This is a genomic window from Streptomyces sp. NPDC005728 (assembly GCF_040630895.1).
Taxonomy (GTDB): Bacteria; Actinomycetota; Actinomycetes; order Streptomycetales; family Streptomycetaceae; genus Streptomyces.
This window is the reverse complement of the sequence record NZ_JBEXYL010000004.1, coordinates 58382-77184: the sequence shown is the minus strand read 5'-3', so window position 1 is coordinate 77184 and position 18803 is coordinate 58382. Positions and strand designations below refer to the sequence as shown.

The following is an 18803-nucleotide window of genomic DNA, read 5'->3' as shown; positions in this document are numbered from 1 at the left end:
CTCGTGCAAATTCTGTGCGCTGGTCGTACGCCCCCTGTAACGCTTCCGCGACGCTTCTTTCGCGTACGGTCACGGAACGGGCACCGAGCTTGACGTGTCAGTGCCCTGGGGCAGACTTGGCCGGGAATGAGACATTCGATCAAGGCATGTTCGCTCAATGACGGCGCCGGACGGCCGGTGGGGGACGCGGAGAGATGAGCCACGACGGCGCACAGGGCAGGTACGCGGGACGGGCACTGGCCGGCGGTCGCTACCAGTTGCGCGATCTGCTCGGTGAAGGCGGCATGGCCTCGGTCCACCTGGCGTACGACGCCGTGCTGGACCGCCAGGTCGCGGTCAAGACCCTGCACACCGAGCTGGGCCGGGAGCAAGCCTTCCGCGAGCGGTTCCGCCGCGAGGCACAGGCCGTGGCCAAGCTCACGCACACCAACATCGTCTCCGTCTTCGACACCGGCGAGGACGATCTGGACGGCGCGACGATGCCCTACATCGTCATGGAGTACATCGAGGGCCGCCCGCTCGGCTCGGTGCTCGACGAGGACGTACGGCAGTACGGCGCGATGCCCGCCGACAAGGCCCTGAAGATCACCGCCGACGTGCTGGCGGCGCTGGAGATCAGCCACGAGATGGGCCTGGTCCACCGCGACATCAAGCCCGGCAACGTGATGATGACCAAGCGCGGCGTCGTCAAGGTGATGGACTTCGGCATCGCCCGCGCCATGCAGTCCGGCGTCACCTCGATGACACAGACCGGCATGGTCGTCGGCACCCCGCAGTACCTCTCGCCCGAGCAGGCCCTCGGCCGCGGCGTGGACGCCCGCTCCGACCTGTACTCGGTCGGCATCATGCTGTTCCAGCTGGTCACCGGGCGGCTGCCGTTCGACGCGGACTCCCCGCTGGCGATCGCGTACGCGCATGTACAGGAGGAGCCGGTCGCCGCCTCCTCGGTCAACCGTTCCCTTCCGCCCGCCGTGGACGCTCTGATCGCCCGCGCGCTGAAGAAGAACCCGAACGAGCGCTTCCCGACCGCCGAGTCCATGCGCGACGAGTGCCTGCGCGTCGCCGCCTCCTTCCAGGCGGCGGCCCCGAGCATCGTGCCGGGCACCGGCCCGACGCAGAGCGGCGCGGGCGTGGGCTCCGCGGTGTTCCCGCCGGTCGACCAGGCGACCCCGGCGCCCACCGGTCCGGTCCAGACGCCGTACCAGCCGACTCCGCCGCCGAACCCGTACGGCACCCCGGCGCCCACTCCGGCCCCGGCCCCGGCGTACGGCTACCCGCAGCAGGGCGGCTACCAGACCCCACCGGCGGGGTACGGCCAGCAGGCTCCCGCGACCCCGCCGCCGTACAACCTCACGCCCCAGACCGCGGCCCAGCCGTCCGGCGGGAGCGGCGCGGGCGGCGGCAAGAGCAACAAGCCGGTGATCATCGGCTCGATCGTCGTGTCCCTCGTCGCGGTCGTCGGCCTGATCGTCGCGCTGGCGCTGAACAACGGCGGCGAGGACGACAAGGGAGGCGGCGGTGACGCCAGCCCCTCGGCATCGACCCACGCGGCGGGCTACCGGGGTCCGGACACGTCCAAGGTGGTCGACAAGACCGACTGCACGGAAGCGCGGGAGTCGTACAACGACCCGAACAAGATCCAGCTCCCGGACTTCCGGTACAAGTACATCAAGTCCGTCAAGGAGTGCGCGGCGGCCGCGGGCTGGCGCATCACGACCAAGGACGTCGACGAGAACACCTACGGCCAGGGCGCGGTGATCGACCAGTTCCCCCAGCAGGGCACGGACGTCGACCCGAAGGACGTGGAGATCCAGCTCAACGTGTCGACGGGCAACCCCTAGCAGGGACCGGCCGCACCACGGCAGACACAGGGAAGGGCCCGGCGGGCGACCGCCGGGCCCTTTGCTGCTCGAACCGCCGGGACAGCGGAGACAGCCGGGAGGACTGCCAGGGCTACAGGTACGGTCCGCCCGAGCGGCCGCCCGTGTGCGGGTCGTCGCCGCCGTCGTGGCCCACGCCCGGCGGCAGCGCGCGGCGCATCTGCTCCAGCTGGGCCCGCGCGGCCATCTGCTGGGCGAACAGCGTCGTCTGGATCCCGTGGAACAGGCCCTCCAGCCAGCCCACCAACTGGGCCTGCGCGATGCGCAGTTCCGCGTCGCTCGGGGTTCCGTCGTCCGTGAACGGCAGGGAGAGCCGCTCCAGCTCGTCGACCAGCTCCGGCGCCAGACCGTCCTCCAGCTCCTTCACGGAGCTGCGGTGGATCTCCTTGAGCCGGACCCGGCTCGCCTCGTCCAGGGGAGCCACGCGCACCTCCTCGAGGAGCTGCTTGATCATGCTGCCGATCCGCATCACCTTGGCCGGCTGCTCGACCTGCTCCGTCACCGGAACCTCACGGGAGTCCTCGTCTCCACCACCGCCGCCAATCGCCATGCCGTCCTGGCCCACGACCAGGATCTGGGGATTCTCCGGTGACCGTTCGTTCCTCGGCATCTCCATGCCGCCATTCTCTCGCACCCGTACACCTCATCACCGTGGTGCCCCCTCATGGGGGTGATCCACCGTTTAGACCTGTCGGCCCAACCCGGAATGCCCTCTCTGCCATGAAATGTGAGGCTGACTGACATCGGTGTTCGACGTCTGGGCTCCGGGAGGTCACCGACGTGACTCCAAGGCTGCGTCTCACGCTCCGCCTCATAGGACTGGTACTCGTCCCCGCTGCGGCTGTGCCGGCATACGGCACGGCCACCGCGTACGGGGTCCGAGCCGCCCCGCCGGGCTCCCCCGCGCCCTCGGACCGGCCCATGGCGTTCGCCTCACCGGCCGCCCAGGCCTCCGCTTTCCCCGCCGCCCGGTCCTCCGCTTCTCCTTCCGCTTCCGCCTCCGCCACGGCCGAGCCGTCGCGGGCCGGGAGCCGCGCCGGTGAGGGCCGGATGCGGCCGGGCCGGCCGGACGGACCGGCCGCCGAGGAGGAGGGCGACGACGACGGCACGGCCACCGGGCCCCCCGACACCGTCGGTCCTGAGGACGGCTACCCGGACGAGCCGGAGACCGCGGACCTCCCGGGCCGGCCCCCGGCCGCCTCCGACTCGCCCGAGGAAGCCGGACTGAACCCCGCCCGGCCCGCGCTGCAACCGGCGATCCAGGAGCCGGTCCACCAGGGCGGGGGCCCGGCCGAGCCCGCCCTGCAGATCCTGCCCCTGGGCTCCGGGCTGGTCCTGATCGGGCTGGGCCTCGGCCTGGCGTTCGTGGGCCTGCGGGTACGGCGCAGCTGACCGGCCCGCTACGGCGCGACCAGCAGCACCTTCCCGACGTGTCCGCTCGCCTCGAGCACCCGGTGCGCCTCGGCCGCCTCCGGCATCGGCAGCTCGCTGTCGACGACCGGGCGGACCTGCCCCGCCGCGAGCAGGGGCCACACATGCTCGCGTACGGCGGCCACGATGGCCGCCTTCTCGCTCAGCGGCCGGGCCCGCAGCGAGGTCGCGCTGATCGCGGCCCGCTTGTTCAGCAGGGTGCCGATGTTCAGCTCGCCCTTGATGCCGCCCTGCATGCCGATGATCGCGAGGCGTCCGTTGACGGCGAGGGCCTGGACGTTGCGGTCCAGGTACTTCGCGCCCATGTTGTCGAGGATGACATCGGCGCCCGCGCCGTCCGTGGCCTGCTTGATCTCGGCGACGAAGTCCTGTTCGCGGTAGTTGATCAGCACGTCCGCGCCCAGGTCGGCACAGTGGTCCAGCTTCTCCTTCGTCCCGGCGGTCACCGCGACCCTCGCGCCGACGGCCTTGCCCAGCTGGATCGCCATCGTGCCGATGCCGCTGGAGCCGCCGTGCACCAGCAGGGTCTCGCCCGGGCGCAGGTGGGCGACCATGAAGACGTTGGACCAGACGGTGCAGACCACCTCGGGCAGCGCGGCCGCCTGCTTCAGGTCGACGCCGTCGGGCACCGGCAACAGCTGCCCGGCCGGAACGACGACCTTCTCGGCGTAGCCGCCGCCCGCGAGCAGCGCGCACACCTCGTCGCCGACGGCCCAGCCGGAGACCCCGGGGCCGAGCGCGGCGATCCTGCCGGAGCACTCCAGGCCGGGGTACGGGGACGCGCCGGGCGGCGGGTTGTAGAAGCCCTGCCGCTGCAGGACGTCGGCACGGTTGACGGCGCTGGCCACCACCTCGACCAGCACCTCGCCCTCGCCGGGCGTCGGATCGGGAACCTCGTCCCACACGAGCGCCTCGGGCCCACCAGGTTCGGGAATCGTGATCGCATGCATGCCGGCGACGCTACTCCTCGGCGTCACCGCCGCACGGGCGGCCCGCTCACTCGTGGGGCAGCTGGCGGGGGTGCGGGGTGACCTGGGCACCGGGGCTTGCCCGGACGATGGTGATCAGGCGGTCCGTCAGCTGAAGGGTGCCGATGGACGGGTCGTCGTAGCCGAGCACCCGGTGTCCGCGGACGACGCTCACCACGAGGTCGTCCGTCTCGCGCGGGGACTTGCCCGCCTCGGCCCGGACCACGGGACGTTCGACCATGTCCAGGCCGCTGCCCTGCTGGATCAGGTCCTCCATGACCATGCCGGCGGCGGGGCTGAGCACGGACAGGCCGAGCAGCCGGCCGGCCGCGCCGGAGCTGGTGATGACGGCATCGGCGCCGGACTGCTTGAGCAGCGGAGCGTTCTCCTCCTCGCGCACGGCGGCCACGATCTTCGCGCTCCGGTTGAGTTGCCGGGCCGTCAGGGTGACCAGGACGGCGGTGTCGTCGCGCTGCGGGGCGACGATGATCTGGCGTGCCCTGGGCACTTCGGCACGCAGGAGCACCTCGCTGCGGGTGGCGTCGCCTATGACGCCCGCGAAGCCCTCGGCGGTCGCCGCGTCGATCACCTTGGAGCTGGGGTCGACCACGACCACCTGCTCCTTCTTCAGTCCCGTCGCGCACACGGTCTGGACGGCCGACCGCCCCTTCGTACCGAAGCCGATGACGACGGTGTGGTCGCGCAAGGTGGACCTCCAGCGGTTCAGCCGCCATTCCTCCCGGGTGCGTTCGGTGAGGACTTCCAGCGTGGTGCCGACCAGGATGATCAGGAACAGCACCCGCAGGGGCGTGATGACGAAGATGTTGGTGAGCCGGGCACCGTCGCTGACCGGGGTGATGTCGCCGTACCCGGTGGTGGAGAGGGTGACGGTCGCGTAGTAGAACGCGTCGAGGAGGTCGACGGAGCCGTCGGAGTTGTCGTTGTAGCCCTCGTGGTCGGCGTAGACGATCAGCGCGGTGGCGACCAGCACCGCAAGGGCCATGAGCAGCCGTCTGAAGACCTGGCGGATCGGGCGCTCCACCACTTTCCTCGGGAGTTTCACCCGATGGGGCACCGGGTCGTCGTCCGCATGGCGGGCGATGGCGTCGTGGCCCGGAAGTTTCACGTGAAACACACCCCGATTCCGGCCGCAGCCCACGGCAGGTCCAGCAGTTCCGCCTCCTCACCCTGTCCGGCCCCGCCCGGCGGTACGACGGCCAGCGCGTCGGCGGCGGCGATCCCGCGCAGCATGGCCGGGCCCTGGTAGTGCAGCGGTGCGGCACGGTCGCCGCGCAGCGCCACGGGGACGAGCCGAGTGTCGTACGGGTGCCCGTGCACCGCCTCCTTGAGCGGCAGCGAGTACGGCTCGGGGGCGGGACGGGCGGCGAGGGTACGCAGCAGGGGCTCCGCCAGCGTGAGCAGGCCGGAGACGGCCGCGAGCGGGTTGCCCGGCAGACCGACGAGGTGTTGGTTCTCCTTGGTGCGGGCCAGCAGCATGGGGTGGCCGGGGCGCACCTTGACGCCGTCGACGAGGAGTTCCGCGCCGATCCGCTCCAGGGTGGGGTGGACATGGTCGACAGGTCCGGCGGCGGTGCCGCCGGTGGTGACGATCAGGTCGGCATCGGAGCCGGTGAGCGCCTTGCGCAGGGCCCTGGCATCGTCACCCAGTCGACGTACGGCGATGACCTCCGCGCCCATCGCGCGCAGCCAGGGCGGCAGCATCGGGCCGAGCGCGTCCCGGATCAGTCCCTCGCGCGGGAGCCCCTCGGTGAGCAACTCGTCTCCGAGAACGAGGACTTCGACGCGGGGCCGGGGGACGGCGGTGACGGTGTCGTATCCGGCGGCCGCGGCGAGGCCCAGGACGGCCGGTGTGACGAGGGTGCCGACGGGGAGCAGCTGGTCGCCGCTGCGGCACTCCTGGCCGCGCGGGCGGATGTCCTGGCCGTGGCCGACCTCCTGGGTGCAGTGGAGCCGGCCCTGGGCGTCCGTACGGCCGTGTTCGGTGCGCAGGACGGCGGTGGTGTCGGCCGGGATGCGGGCGCCCGTCGCGATGCGGACCGCCTCGCCGTCGGTCAGCGGCTCGGGCTGCCCCTGTCCGGCCAGCACGCCCTCGTCCCGCACCTCCCAGGGGCCGGGTCCGGCGACCGCCCAGCCGTCCATCGCGGAGGTGTCGAAGGAGGGCAGGTCGGTGAGCGCGTCGACCGGGGTGGCGAGGACCAGGCCGAGAGAGTCGGAGAGGGCGACGGAGACGGGGCTGCGGCGGATTCCCGAGCGGGGGGCGCGGGCGGCGATCTCGCGGGCCCGGGGCCAGGGGGTGGCCTTGTGCCGCTCGTGAGGCTCGTCCGGGGCGCCGGAGGCGGGCACGGGTACGGTGCCGTCGTCCTTGGGATCTCTCACGAGGGCCAGGGCCTCCTCGACGTCGAGGTCGTCGCTGTCCTCGGCGGGCGCTCCGGCCCGGATGCCCGGGGCGGTCATCCGGCGTCCGGGGCGGCGTCGCCCTCGCTGCTCTCTTCCTCCCAGCGCAGCGCCAGCGCCGTGGCCTTGCGGGCGGCCTCGGCGACGGCTTCGGGACCCCCCTTGGCCTGGGCGGCGGCGTAGCCGACGAGGAAGGTGGTCAGGGGCGCGGCGGGCCGGGCCACGCCGTGCGCGGCGTCGCGAGCCAGATCGAGCAGGACGCCGGTGTCGACGTCGAGGTCGATGCCCAGCTCGTCCTTGACTGCGGAGATCCATTCATCCAACACGTGCCCATGCTCCCTGATGCGTGCCCTGGCGGCGGCGATGTCGTCCCAGGTGTCGCAGTCGAAGGACGCGAGCGGGTCCGGGACGCGGGTGAGATCGAGAGCGCCGGTCAGCCGGCGCAGGGGCAGGCCGGTCAGGCCGTCGTGCCCGGTCGCGAGGGCCGCCAGTGCGCGGCGCAGCGCGGCGGTGCGGTAGGCCGCCACGAGCGGCTGGTCGCGGCCGTCGGCGTCGGTGAGCAGCGCCCCGTCGGCGCCGGTGTCCCCGAGGACGGTCAACAGCCGCTCCAGCGTGGCCGTTTCGAGGAAGGGCAGGTCGGCGGAGAGGACGACCGCGTGCTCGGCGGTGGTGAGTCTGAGGCCCGCGTCCAGGGCTGCGACCGGTCCGCCGCCGGGCGGGTCCTCGCGTGCCCAGCGCACCGGGCGGGCGGTGGGCCGGGGGCCGGCGACGACGACCGTGGTGGCCGCGCCGACGCAGGCCGCGAGCACCCGGTCGAGCAGTGGGCGCCCGCCGACGCGCAGCCCGGGCTTGTCGGCCCCGCCGAGCCGCCGGGCGGCGCCGCCGGCCAGCACGACGGCGTCGTACGGCGCAGTGGTCCCGGGGGCGGCGGGAGCGTTGTCGGTCACCCTCTGAGTATGCGTGCCGCACTGATCACAGGGAACCGACGGGCGGGGACGTGATCCGCGGGGAACGCCTGTGTCCGGCGCTCCCCGCGTCCCTCTGCCGGGTCACAGGGTGCGCAGCAGCACCGCCGGCTGTTCCACGCAGTCCGCCACGTACCGCAGGAAGCCGCCTGCCGTGCCGCCGTCGCACACCCGGTGGTCGAAGGTGAGCGAGAGCTGGACGACCTGGCGCACGGCCAGCTCGCCCTCGTGCACCCAGGGCTTGGGGACGATGCGGCCGACGCCGAGCATGGCCGCCTCGGGGTGGTTGATGATCGGGGTGGAGCCGTCGACGCCGAAGACCCCGTAGTTGTTCAACGTAAAGGTCCCGCCGGTGAGTTCCCCGGGGGTCAGGGTCACGGCCCGGGCCGCCTCGGTGAGCCGGGCGAACTCCGCGGTCAGCGCCTCGGCGTCGCGCGCGTGGGCGTCCCGGACGACCGGCACGACCAGCCCGCGCCCGGTCTGCGCGGCGAACCCGAGGTGCACGTGGTCGAGTTGGACGACCTCACGGGCGTCGGTGTCGACGTAGGAGTTCAGTTCGGGGAAACGGGCGAGGGCGGCGGTGCAGATGCGGGCGAGCAGCGCGAGGAGGGAGATCTTCGTGTCTCCGGCCGCGTTCATCGCCGCCCGCGCGCGCATGAGTTCCGTCGCGTCCGCGTCGACCCAGCAGGTCGCGTCGGGGATCTCCCGCCGGCTGCGGGAGAGCTTGTCGGCGACGGCGCCTCGGACGCCCTTGAGGGGGGTACGGATACCGTTGCGGACAGGGGAGACGCGGGCGACCGGTGCCTCCGCGACGGGAGCAGGGGCGGTGGCGGGGGCGGCCTTGGCCCGCAGGGCGCCCTCGACGTCGGACCGCAGGATCAGCCCGTCCGGTCCCGAACCGGACAGCTGCCGCAGGTCGAGGTCATTGTCCCGGGCGAGCCGGCGCACCAGCGGGGAGATCACGGGGACGGGTCCCTCGGTGAGCACGGGGGCGGGCTCGGGGACGGACGGCACCGGAGCGGGCGTCTTCGCCGTTCCGTTGGCGGTGGCCGCCGACCGCACCCTGCGGCGCCGCGCCGGCGCGTCGGAGGTGCCGTACCCGACGAGGACGTTGCCCGATCCCTCGGTGTCCCCGCCCGCGGCCCGGAGCGGCTGCGGGACCTGGGCAACCTGGGGGCCCACCGCCACCGTCAGCAGCGGGGCGCCGACGGGCAGTTCCGTGCCCTCCTCGCCGAAGCGGGCGGTGACCACACCTCCGTAGGGGCAGGGGACCTCGACCATCGCCTTGGCCGTCTCGACCTCCACGACCGGCTGGTCGATGGCGACGACGTCACCGACCTGCACCAGCCAGCGGACGATCTCCGCCTCGGTGAGTCCCTCGCCGAGGTCGGGAAGCTTGAACTCCAGCACCTGTGCCATCAGCCCTCGGCCTCCCACTGCAGGCGCGCCACGGCGTCCAGGATGCGGTCGACGCCGGGCAGGTGGTGCCGCTCCAGCATCGGCGGCGGGTAGGGGATGTCGAAGCCGGCCACGCGCAGCACCGGTGCCTCCAGATGGTGGAAGCAGCGCTCGGTGACACGGGCCGCTATCTCGCCGCCCGGGCCGCCGAAACCGGTCGACTCGTGGACGACGACCGCCCGCCCGGTGCGCCGGACGGCCGCGCAGACCGTCTCGTCGTCGAACGGCACCAGGGAGCGCAGGTCGAGGACTTCCAGGTCCCAGCCCTCGGCCCGGGCGGCCTCGGCGGCCTCCAGGCAGACCGGCAGGGACGGCCCGTAGGTGATGAGCGTGGCGCTGCTGCCCTGGCGGCGCACGACCGCACGGCCTATGGGCTCGACGTCCGTGGGGTGCTCGGGGTTCCAGGTGTCCTTGGACCAGTAGAGCCGCTTGGGTTCCAGGAAGACGACCGGGTCGTCGGAGGCGATGGCCTGGCGCAGCAGCCCGTAGGCGTCGGCGACGGTCGCGGGCGTGACGACGTGGAGGCCCGGGGTGGCCATGTAGTAGGCCTCGGAGGAGTCGCTGTGGTGCTCGACGCCGCCGATGCCGCCGCCGTAGGGGACGCGCACGGTGATCGGCAGGGGCATCCGGCCGCGGGTGCGGTTGCGCATCCGGGAGACATGGCTGATCAGCTGTTCGAAGGCCGGGTAGGCGAAGGCGTCGAACTGCATCTCCACGACCGGGCGCAGGCCGTACATGGCCATGCCGACGGCGGTGCCGAGGATGCCCGCCTCCGCGAGCGGGGTGTCGGTGCAGCGGTTCTCGCCGAACTCCTTGGCGAGCCCGTCGGTGACCCGGAAGACGCCGCCGAGAGTGCCGACGTCCTCGCCCATGACGTGCACGGCGGGGTCGGCGGCCATCGCGTCGCGCATCGCGCGCGTGAGGGCCTGCGCCATGGTGGCGGGTTTGACGGCGACGGTGGTCATCGGAGGTCGCCTTCCTGGTCCTGCTCCGCCTCCAGCTCGGCGCGCAACAGGGCGCGCTGTTCGCGCAGTTGCGCGGTGGACTCGGCGTAGACGTGGTCGAAGAGGTCCATGGGGTTGAGTTCGGGGTCCTGGTTCATGCGCTCGCGCAAGTCGGCGGCCATCTCCTCGGCGTCCTGCCGGGCGGCCTCGATGCCGGCCTCGTCGAGCAGCCCGCGCGCGGTCAGCTCGCGTTCCAGCAACTGGATCGGGTCGTGTGCGCGCCAGGCCTCGACCTCGGCGTCGCCGCGGTAGCGGGTGGCGTCGTCGGCGTTGGTGTGGGCGTCGATGCGGTACGTCACCGCCTCCACGAGGGTCGGGCCGCCGCCCGCGCGCGCGTGCCGTACGGCATCGCTGAGGACCTCGTGCACTGCGGCCGCGTCATTGCCGTCGACCAGCCGGCCCGGCATGCCGTACCCGACGGCCTTGTGGGCCAGGGAGGGCGCGGCGGTCTGCTTGGCGAGCGGGACGGAGATCGCGAAGCCGTTGTTCTGCACCAGGAAGACGACCGGTGCCTGCCAGACGGCGGCGAAGTTCAGCGCCTCGTGGAAGTCGCCCTCACTGGTGCCGCCGTCGCCGACCATGGCGAGGGCGACCACGTCGTCGCCCTTGAGGCGGGCGGCGTGCGCGAGGCCGACGGCGTGCGGGAGCTGGGTGGCCAGCGGCGTGCTCAGGGGGGCCACCCGGTGGGCGTAGGGGTCGTAGCCGGTGTGCCAGTCGCCGCGCAGCAGGGTGAGCGCCTCGACGGGGTCCACGCCCCGGGCGACGACGGCGAGGGTGTCGCGGTAGCTGGGGAACAGCCAGTCGCGTTCCTGGAGGGCCAGGGCGGCGGCGACCTCGCATGCCTCCTGGCCGGTGCTGGAGGGGTAGACGGCGAGACGGCCCTGCTTGGTCAGCGCGGTGGCCTGCACGTTGTACCGGCGGCCTCGCACCAGCTGGGCGTGGAGCCGGCGCAGCAGTTCCGGATCGGCCTTGGCGGCCGTCTCGGTGCCGAGGACGCGGTAGGGCTCGGCGTCGGGCAGCAGCGGCGCGGGGTCCATACGGGGCTGCCAGGCGGGCGGCGGCGATGGCCGGTACGCGCCTCGCTGCTCCATGACCGTCATGACGGCACCTCCTCGTGGGAGTGGCTACGGGAGGCGTGTCGGCTGTGACCCGCCTCACCTACCGATTGTTCGGTCGTCGGCACATTTTGGCTACAGCCCCCGTCAGGCTGTGGACAAACGGTTCTCCACAACCTGGAATGAATGCAGGACGTCCACGGCGATGAAGCGGGGGGACATGGCAGCTGAACAAATGGCCGAGGGACCGCAGGACGGCGCCGCCCTGCCGCCGCCGCGTCCACTGGACGCAGTCGACCAGGACATCCTGAAAATCCTGCAGGCGGACGGCCGTGCCTCGATACGGTCGGTCGCCGAACGCGTCCACGTCTCCCGTGCCAACGCCTACGCGCGCATCAACCGTCTGATCGAGGACGGGGTGATCAGGGGCTTCAGTGCTCGTGTCGACCACGAGCGGGCGGGGCACGGCACGTCGGCGTACATCACGCTGAAGATCGTCCAGAACACCTGGCGCACGGTCCGCGAGCAGCTCAGACAACTGCCCGGCGCCTCCCACATCGCCCTGGTGGGCGGGGACTTCGACGTCCTGCTCCTGGTGCACACGCCCGACAACAGGGCGCTGCGCGAGCTGGTGCTCACCCGGCTCCAGGCGATCCCCGAGGTGCTCAGCTCGCGCACGCTGCTGGTCTTCGAGGAGGAGGACCTGGAGCCCGAGGCGTGAACCCGGCTCTGGCCGCAGGCCTGGATTCGGTCCCACCCGCAGGCCTGGATCCAGTCCTGCCCGAAGGCCCGCCCGGACTCAGTCCTGGCGCAGGCCCGAGAAGGCCAGCCGGGCCACCGCGTCGGCCACCTCGCGGCCGCTGGCGCCCCGCGCCTCGGGCCGGTACCACTCCACGATGGAGTTGATCATCCCGAAGACCAGCCGGGTGGCCAGGCGGACCTCCACGTCGCCGCGTATGTCCCCGTCGGCGGCCGCGGCCTTCAGCAGCTCGGCGACCCGGTGGTCGAAGTCGCGGCGCCGCTCCAGCGCCCAGCGCTCGGTCTCGGTGTTGCCGCGCACACGCAGCAGCAGCGTCACGTACGGCAGCTCGGATATGAGCACCTCGACCATGCGCCGCACGACGTGCTCCAGACGGTCCGCGGCGCGCCCCACGCGCGCGTGCTCCTCCTCGAGGATCCCGAACAGGCCGTCGAGCGCCCGGCTGACTGCCCGGCGCAGCAGCTCCTCCTTGCCGCTGACGTGGTGGTAGATGGACGACTTGGAGATGCCGGCCGCCTTGGAGAGGTGCTCCATGGAGGTGCCGTCGTAGCCGCGCTCGTTGAAGACCTGGACGGCGACGGAGAGCAGCGTCTCGGGCGTGTACGTGTCGCGCTTGGCGGTGGTCATGGGGTGCCCTCCCGCTTGTCGGTGGCGTACGCGTGGCGGTAGAGCGCGAGGGACGGCGCGTACCGGCCGGAGGGGTCGCGCAGGTGCAGGTCGTCCAGCAGGTCGTAGGCCCAGCCGCGGCCGAGCCTGCGGCTCCATTCGAAGGGGCCGAGCGGGTAGTTGACGCCGAGGCGCATCGCGGTGTCGATGTCCTCCTCGGTGGCCACGCCCTTGGCGACGGCGTCGTGCGCGAGGTCCACGACCCGGGCGACCGTACGGGCGACGATCATGCCCGGGACGTCGCCGATGACGCTGACGTCCTTGCCGAGCGCCTGGAAGAGGCCGATGGCCTCGGCGAGGGTCTGCGGCGAGGTGTCCTGGGAGGCGGACAGGGCGATACGGGTGGCCTTGCGGTAGTCGAGGGCGAGGTCGAAGTAGACGACGTCGCGGAACTCCACGGAGGTCTGGCCGTCGGCGAGGACCAGCTGGCCGCCGCTGGGCAGCAGCAGGCGGGTGCCGTGGTCCTCTTCCTCCTCGCGGACCAGGATGCCCGCCTCGCGGATCAGCGTGAGCAGCTCGGCCGCGGGGCCGAGCCCGCCCTCTGCGGTGACGTGGGCGGGCGGCCGCTCCTGCTCGGCGGTGTGCGGCTCGGAGCGCTCGGCGTCCTCGGCGTAGTCGTACCAGCCGTGCCCGCTCTTGCGGCCGAGCCGCCCGGACTCGACCAGCCGGCGCTGGGCCAGCGAGGGCGTGAAGCGCACGTCCTGGAAGAAGGACTGCCACACCGAGTGGGTGACGGACTCGTTGACGTCCTGCCCGATCAGGTCGGTCAGCTCGAACGCGCCCATCCGGAAACCACCCGACTCGCGCAGGACCGCATCGATGGTGGCCGGGTCGGCGGCCTGGGCCTCGTAGACGGCGAAGGCCTCGGCGTAGAAGGGCCGGGCGATCCGGTTGACGATGAAGCCGGGGGTGTCCGCGCAGGCCACGGGGGTCTTGCCCCAGGCGCGCGCAGTCTCGTACGCGCGCGTGGCCGACGTGACGTCGGTGGCGAACCCGGAGACGACCTCGACCAGCGGCAGCAGCGGGGCCGGGTTGAAGAAGTGCAGGCCCAGGAAGCGGCCGGGGTTGGCGAGCGCGCCGCCGATGGCCGTCACCGAGAGGGACGAGGTGTTGGTGGCGAGCAGACAGTCGTCGCCGACGGTCTCCTCCAGCTCCCGGAAGAGCTGCTGCTTGGCGTCCAGCCGCTCCAGGACGGCCTCGACGACCAGCGCGCAGTCCGCCAGCTCGGTGAGGCTGCCCGCGGGCACGAGCCGGGCGCGGGCCGCGTCCCGTTCGGCGGCGGTCAGCCGGTCCTTCGCCACGAGCCGGTCGAGGCGGGCGCCGATCGCTTCGGCCGCCTCCTGGGCGCGCCCGGGAACGGCGTCGTAGAGCCGCACGAGGTGGCCGGCGACCAGCGCGACCTGGGCGATGCCCTGGCCCATGGTGCCGGTGCCGACGACGCCCACGGGGCTGCTGAGGTCGAGTGCTGTCATGTGCGCGATCCTCCCGCACGGGGTTTTCCACAGATGCGGCGGACCCCCTTGTACCGACCGATCGTTCGGTTACTCTAGCTCTGACCGCACGATCCCGCTTCTGTTTCTGCCACGTCTTCTGTTTCTGCCACGTCGTGAACTCGACGGAGAGTTCCCGAGACGAGGAGTTGGTCCCGCATGGCCGCCGAACTGACCACGCACGAGCTGATCACGAAGCACCGGCCCACTCTCGACCAGGCGCTCGAAGCGATCCGCACGCGCGCGTACTGGTCCCCGCACCCCGAGCACCCCAAGGCCTACGGCGAGCACAGCAGCCTGGACGCGGCAGCGGGCAAGGCGGCCTTCGACGCACTCCTCGGCACCCGCCTCGACCTCGGCCAGCCCGGCACCGACGACTGGGTCGGCGGCGAGGTCTCGCCGTACGGCATCGAGCTGGGCGTGACCTACCCGCACGCGGACGTCGACGTGCTGCTGCCCGCGATGAAGTCCGGACAGCGCGCCTGGCGGGACGCGGGCGCGGAGACCCGCGCGGTGGTCTGCCTGGAGATCCTGAAGCGGATCAGCGACCGGACGCACGAGTTCGCGCACGCGGTCATGCACACCAGCGGGCAGGCCTTCATGATGGCGTTCCAGGCGGGCGGCCCGCACGCCCAGGACCGCGGTCTGGAGGCGGTGGCGTACGCGTACGTGGAGCAGGTCCGCACCCCCGAGACGGCCGAGTGGACCAAGCCGCAGGGCAAGCGCGACCCGCTGGCGCTGACCAAGCAGTTCACCCCGGTCCCGCGCGGCATCGGCCTGGTCATCGGCTGCAACACCTTCCCGACCTGGAACGGCTACCCGGGCCTGTTCGCCTCCCTGGCGACCGGCAACGCGGTCCTGGTCAAGCCCCACCCGCGCGCGGTACTGCCGCTCGCGCTGACCGTGCAGGTCGCCCGGCAGGTGCTCGCCGAGACGGGCTTCGACCCGAACCTGGTCGCGCTGGTCGCCGAGCGCCCGGGCGAGGGCATCGCCAAGACGCTCGCCACCCGCCCCGAGATCCGCGTCATCGACTACACCGGCTCGACGTCCTTCGGTGACTGGCTGGAGGCCAACGCCCGCCAGGCGCAGGTCTACACGGAGAAGGCCGGCGTCAACACGGTCATCGTGGAGTCGACCGACAACTACAAGGGCATGCTGTCCAACCTGGCCTTCTCGCTGTCCCTGTACAGCGGCCAGATGTGCACCACCCCCCAGAACCTGCTCGTCCCGCGTGACGGCATCCGCACCGACGAGGGCCCCAAGACCTTCGACGAGGTGACCGCCGACCTCGCCCGCGCGGTCGACGGCCTGCTCGGCGACGACGCCCGCGCGAACGCCCTGCTGGGCGCGATCGTCAACCCGGACGTCAAGGCCCGGCTGGAGGCGGCGGCCGGCCTCGGTGAAGTCGCCCTGGCCTCGCGCGAGATCAGCAACCCCGAGTTCCCGGGCGCGGTCGTCCGCACCCCCGTGATCGTCAAGCTGGACGGCGCCAAGCCGGACGACGAGGCCGCCTACATGAGCGAGTGCTTCGGCCCCGTCTCCTTCGCCGTCGCGGTCGACTCGGTGACCGCCGCGGTGGACCTGCTGCGCCGCACGGTCCGGGAGAAGGGCGCCATGACGGTCGGCGCGTACACCACCGACACGGAGGTCGAGGAGGCCATCGAGGAGGTCTGCCTGGAGGAGGCCGCCCAGCTGTCCCTCAACCTGATCGGCGGGGTGTACGTGAACCAGACCGCCGCCTTCTCGGACTTCCACGGCTCGGGCGGCAACCCGGCGGCGAACGCGGCCCTCACCGACGGCGCGTTCGTGGCCAACCGCTTCCGGGTGGTGGAGGTCCGCCGGGAGGCGTGACGCCCCGCCGGGAGGCCTAGGACGCCGTGGCTGCGCCCCCGGTCGCACTCCAGTGGTACAGCGTCATGGCCACACTGGTGGCCAGGTTGTAGCTGGAGACCTGGGGGCGCATCGGCAGCGCCAGCAGATGGTCGGCACGCGCGCGCAGCTGTGCCGACAGGCCGCTGCGCTCCGACCCGAAGGCCAGCACGGCGTCGTCCGGCAGCTGGGTGCCCCGGATGTCGTCGCCCTCCGGATCGAGGGCGTACAGCGGCCCGGCGGGCAGCTCCTCGACCTCGAGCCGTTCCACGGCGGTCGCGAAGTGCAGCCCCGCTCCACCGCGCACCACGGTGGGGTGCCAGGGGTCGAGGGTGCCCGTGGTGACCACTCCGGTCGCCCCGAAGCCGGCGGCCAGCCGGATCACGGCGCCGGCGTTGCCGAGGTTTCGCGGGTTGTCGAGGACCACTACAGGCGCGGTGCGGGGCCTGCGGGCGAGCGCCCGCAGATTGGCCTCACGGGAGGACCGTACGGCCAGGGCGGCCACGCCCGTCGGATGGGGGCGCGGCACGAGCGAGGCGTAGGTCTCCTGCGCCACCTCCGTCAGGAGCGCGTCCAGCGCGTCCCTGACGTCCCCGGCCAGCTCCTCGGCGAGGGCGAGCACCGCCCGCCGGTCGGTGGTGACCGCCACCGGGACCTGAGCGCCGAAGCGCAGCGCGTGCTTGAGGGCGTGGAAGCCGTCGAGCAGCACGGCGTCACCGGCGCGCTCGCGCCAGCGGGTCACGGGGTCGGTCATGCAGTGAACCCTACGCGGCCCTTCGTGCTCTCCTCCGGGGAGCGCTGCGGCGGCAGCGTACGGTCGCCCTCGCCGCGCCGGACCAGGCGTCCCCGCGCGCGTGCCGCCCAGCCGCCGAGCAGCAGCAGGAAGGACGTGGGCAGGAAGACCGCGTCCGCCGTGATCATCGCCAGCGAGAAGAACGGCAGGCCGAGGACGACCGCGATCACGGCGTGCTCGGTCATCATCAGCACCAGCAGAACGTTCTTGACCCGCCGGTTGAACAGCGTGAACGGGAAGGCGACCTGCACCATGACCGTCCCGTAGGTCACGATCATCATGATCGTTCCGCTGGAGGACATCAGGTCGGCCAGGGCGGGCCAGGGCGAGAAGTAGTCGAGGTGGAGCGGGTAGTAGACGGCGGTGCCGTCCTGCCAGCGCGAACCCTGGATCTTGTACCAACCGGCCGTGGCGTAGATCAGACAGGCCTCCGCCATGATCACGAACAGGGCGCCGTTGTGCACGACGTTGGCGATCACGTCCAGCAGGATCCGCGGCTCCTGCGACCTCGCCCGGCGCTGCACCGCGGCCCACAGGCCGAGCGCCGCCCACGCCGTCCACAGCAGCGCGGGGATCAGCCAGCCGTTGTCGAACCGGCCCGCCAGCGTCACACCGGCAAGCGCGAGGCCGAGCACCGCCCACAGCACAGGTCCCACCCGGTCGGGGCGGACCCGCTCCCCCCGCGCGCGTGCCGCCTCGTCGCGGGCCGCCCGCCGGGCGTCGAGCGACCAGACCCGCCCGCAGCGCGTGAACACCAGGTAGAAGGCCATCAGGTGGAGGACGTTGTCGCCGCCGTCGCCCACGAAGACGCTGCGGTTCTGCAGCGACAGCACGCCGACCATGAACAGCACGGAGGCGGTACGGGTGCGCCAGCCGAGCAGCAGCGCCGCGCTGGAGAGGATCGCCAGCAGGTAGAAGATCTCGAACCAGGCCTGCCCGTCGGACCACATCAGGGCCGTGAACGCGTGGTTGTCGGAGGTCAGCTGCCGGCCGAGGTCCCAGCTCCAGGGGCCGTCGGGGCCGTACAGCTCTCGGCGGTGGGGGAACTCGCGCAGCAGGAAGAGCAGCCAGGTCGCGGCGAAGCCGATGCGGATCACGGCGCTCTGGTACGGGCCGAGCGCCGACTCGGTGACGCGGGCGATGCCGCGCGAGAGCGTCAGGGAGAGACGGTTCACCGCACACCTCCCTCGGCCTCGTCGGCGGCCACCGTCCACCAGGGCAGCAGACGGTAGACGGGCTTGTCGGAGACCTTCTCGCGGCTCCACTTCGGCGGCTGCACGTTCGTGGTGCAGGAGCGGACCTGCACGCGCTGGATGACGCCCTCCCGGCTGGTCGCGTCCTCCCGGTACAGGCGCATCACGACGATCCGGCGCACGTACTGCTCGGAGAGCGAGCCGCGCAGACCGACGGACCGGTTGTCGGCGGCGTGCGTGGCTGCGAAGAAGTCCCAGGCGCGGCGCAGTTCGTTCTGCTCGGTGTGGCTGGGCAGCAGGCTGCCGTCGATGGCGGCGCCGTCCCGGGCGGACAGGTCGTTCCAGCCGGTGGTACGCAGGCTGCCGTCTTTCATCCGGACCTCGGCGCGCACCTGGACGGCGATGTTCTGCTGGAGGGGGTTCGGGGCGAACAGCTTCCAGTTCTGCTCGAACTCCGGATACACCCACTCCTGTATCGCCTTGCCGTGCTGCTTGGTCACCGTGTTCGCCGGCGCGAGGCTCAGGAACACCATCGCCAGATGCACACAGGCCGCGACGGCCACGACCGCGAGCGCCACCGCCGCGCCGATCTGGTAGCGGGGGGAGAGGGCGGCGACGCCGGTGCGGGGTGCCGTGGGCGGGGGCGGGGGCCCGGGGGGCGGTGAGCCGTCGGGATCGCCCGAGGCGTCCCGGGTGGGCACCTCCTGGTGCTCGGGGTCCTCTCGGCCGTCGGGATCCTCCCGGCCGTCGGGATCCTCCCGGCGCTCGGGATCCTCCGGGCGACGCGCCCCGGTCGACCCGTCAGGCCCGTGCGGAGCCCGCGAGTCCTCGTCGTACGCGTCCATTCCGGCCCGTC

17 protein-coding genes are annotated in these 18803 nt (G+C 72.5%); 4 read left to right on the top strand and 13 right to left on the bottom strand.

Annotated features, from left to right (window positions below; translation table 11 throughout):
- Nucleotides 1-194 precede the first annotated feature (194 nt).
- On the top strand, nt 195-1841 hold the full coding sequence (locus tag ABZ471_RS04800) for a protein kinase (RefSeq protein WP_359062431.1): 1647 nt from the start codon (nt 195-197) through the stop codon (nt 1839-1841).
- Between the two features lie 112 nt (nt 1842-1953).
- Here the strand turns inward: ABZ471_RS04800 and ABZ471_RS04795 are convergent, their stop codons facing one another.
- Complete coding sequence (locus ABZ471_RS04795) at nt 1954-2496, bottom strand: bacterial proteasome activator family protein (protein ID WP_359062429.1); 543 nt, start codon at nt 2494-2496, stop codon at nt 1954-1956.
- Nucleotides 2497-2660: 164 nt separating this feature from the next.
- Between ABZ471_RS04795 and ABZ471_RS04790 the strand changes: the two genes are divergently transcribed.
- Nucleotides 2661-3272, top strand: coding sequence for a hypothetical protein (locus ABZ471_RS04790; protein WP_359062427.1), 612 nt, complete (start codon nt 2661-2663; stop codon nt 3270-3272).
- A gap of 8 nt (nt 3273-3280) precedes the next feature.
- On the opposite strand, the gene ABZ471_RS04785 is transcribed toward ABZ471_RS04790, so the two are convergent.
- The 7 genes from ABZ471_RS04785 to pdhA all read right to left on the bottom strand — a co-directional run bounded on the left by ABZ471_RS04785 (nt 3281) and on the right by pdhA (nt 11221).
- On the bottom strand, nt 3281-4261 hold the full coding sequence (locus ABZ471_RS04785) for an NAD(P)H-quinone oxidoreductase (protein WP_359062425.1): 981 nt from the start codon (nt 4259-4261) through the stop codon (nt 3281-3283).
- 46 nt (nt 4262-4307) lie between these two features.
- Nucleotides 4308-5405 carry a potassium channel family protein gene (locus ABZ471_RS04780; protein ID WP_359062423.1) on the bottom strand — a complete coding sequence of 366 codons (1098 nt, stop codon included), beginning with the start codon at nt 5403-5405 and terminating at the stop codon, nt 4308-4310.
- Complete coding sequence (locus ABZ471_RS04775) at nt 5402-6754, bottom strand: molybdopterin molybdotransferase MoeA (protein ID WP_359062421.1); 1353 nt, start codon at nt 6752-6754, stop codon at nt 5402-5404. The genes ABZ471_RS04780 and ABZ471_RS04775 overlap by 4 nt, the downstream gene beginning before the upstream one ends.
- On the bottom strand, nt 6751-7641 hold the full coding sequence (locus ABZ471_RS04770; protein WP_359062419.1) for an NTP transferase domain-containing protein: 891 nt from the start codon (nt 7639-7641) through the stop codon (nt 6751-6753). The genes ABZ471_RS04775 and ABZ471_RS04770 overlap by 4 nt, the downstream gene beginning before the upstream one ends.
- Before the next feature lie 102 nt (nt 7642-7743).
- Nucleotides 7744-9078, bottom strand: coding sequence for a dihydrolipoamide acetyltransferase family protein (locus tag ABZ471_RS04765; protein WP_359062417.1), 1335 nt, complete (start codon nt 9076-9078; stop codon nt 7744-7746).
- The gene (locus ABZ471_RS04760) at nt 9078-10082 is read right to left on the bottom strand and encodes an alpha-ketoacid dehydrogenase subunit beta (RefSeq protein ID WP_359062415.1); all 1005 of its coding nucleotides are present in this window, start codon (nt 10080-10082) and stop codon (nt 9078-9080) included. The genes ABZ471_RS04765 and ABZ471_RS04760 overlap by 1 nt, the downstream gene beginning before the upstream one ends.
- Nucleotides 10079-11221 carry a pyruvate dehydrogenase (acetyl-transferring) E1 component subunit alpha gene (gene pdhA / locus ABZ471_RS04755; RefSeq protein ID WP_359062413.1) on the bottom strand — a complete coding sequence of 381 codons (1143 nt, stop codon included), beginning with the start codon at nt 11219-11221 and terminating at the stop codon, nt 10079-10081. Before pdhA ends, ABZ471_RS04760 begins: the two co-directional genes overlap by 4 nt.
- Nucleotides 11222-11411: 190 nt before the next feature.
- On the opposite strand from pdhA, the gene ABZ471_RS04750 reads away from it, so the two are divergent.
- Nucleotides 11412-11897: an Lrp/AsnC family transcriptional regulator gene (locus tag ABZ471_RS04750; RefSeq protein WP_359062693.1), complete on the top strand. Its 486-nt coding sequence runs from the start codon at nt 11412-11414 to the stop codon at nt 11895-11897.
- A 78-nt stretch (nt 11898-11975) separates the two neighbouring features.
- Here ABZ471_RS04750 and ABZ471_RS04745 read toward each other — a convergent pair whose 3' ends face one another.
- On the bottom strand, nt 11976-12563 hold the full coding sequence (locus tag ABZ471_RS04745; protein ID WP_359062411.1) for a TetR/AcrR family transcriptional regulator: 588 nt from the start codon (nt 12561-12563) through the stop codon (nt 11976-11978).
- Complete coding sequence (locus ABZ471_RS04740) at nt 12560-14074, bottom strand: 3-hydroxyacyl-CoA dehydrogenase (protein ID WP_359062409.1); 1515 nt, start codon at nt 14072-14074, stop codon at nt 12560-12562. Before ABZ471_RS04740 ends, ABZ471_RS04745 begins: the two co-directional genes overlap by 4 nt.
- A gap of 177 nt (nt 14075-14251) precedes the next feature.
- Here ABZ471_RS04740 and paaN point away from each other — a divergent pair, with 177 nt between their 5' ends.
- Entirely contained in the window at nt 14252-15943 is a 1692-nt protein-coding gene (gene paaN / locus ABZ471_RS04735; RefSeq protein WP_359062407.1) for a phenylacetic acid degradation protein PaaN, read from the top strand.
- 16 nt (nt 15944-15959) lie between these two features.
- Here paaN and ABZ471_RS04730 read toward each other — a convergent pair whose 3' ends face one another.
- The 3 genes from ABZ471_RS04730 to ABZ471_RS04720 are packed head-to-tail and all read right to left on the bottom strand — an operon-like array spanning nt 15960 to nt 18792.
- Nucleotides 15960-16715: a TrmH family RNA methyltransferase gene (locus ABZ471_RS04730; RefSeq protein WP_359062405.1), complete on the bottom strand. Its 756-nt coding sequence runs from the start codon at nt 16713-16715 to the stop codon at nt 15960-15962.
- Complete coding sequence (locus ABZ471_RS04725; RefSeq protein WP_359062403.1) at nt 16712-17929, bottom strand: HTTM domain-containing protein; 1218 nt, start codon at nt 17927-17929, stop codon at nt 16712-16714. Before ABZ471_RS04725 ends, ABZ471_RS04730 begins: the two co-directional genes overlap by 4 nt.
- Entirely contained in the window at nt 17926-18792 is an 867-nt protein-coding gene (locus ABZ471_RS04720) for a DUF5819 family protein (protein ID WP_359062401.1), read from the bottom strand. Before ABZ471_RS04720 ends, ABZ471_RS04725 begins: the two co-directional genes overlap by 4 nt.
- Between the last annotated feature and the right edge of the window lie 11 nt (nt 18793-18803).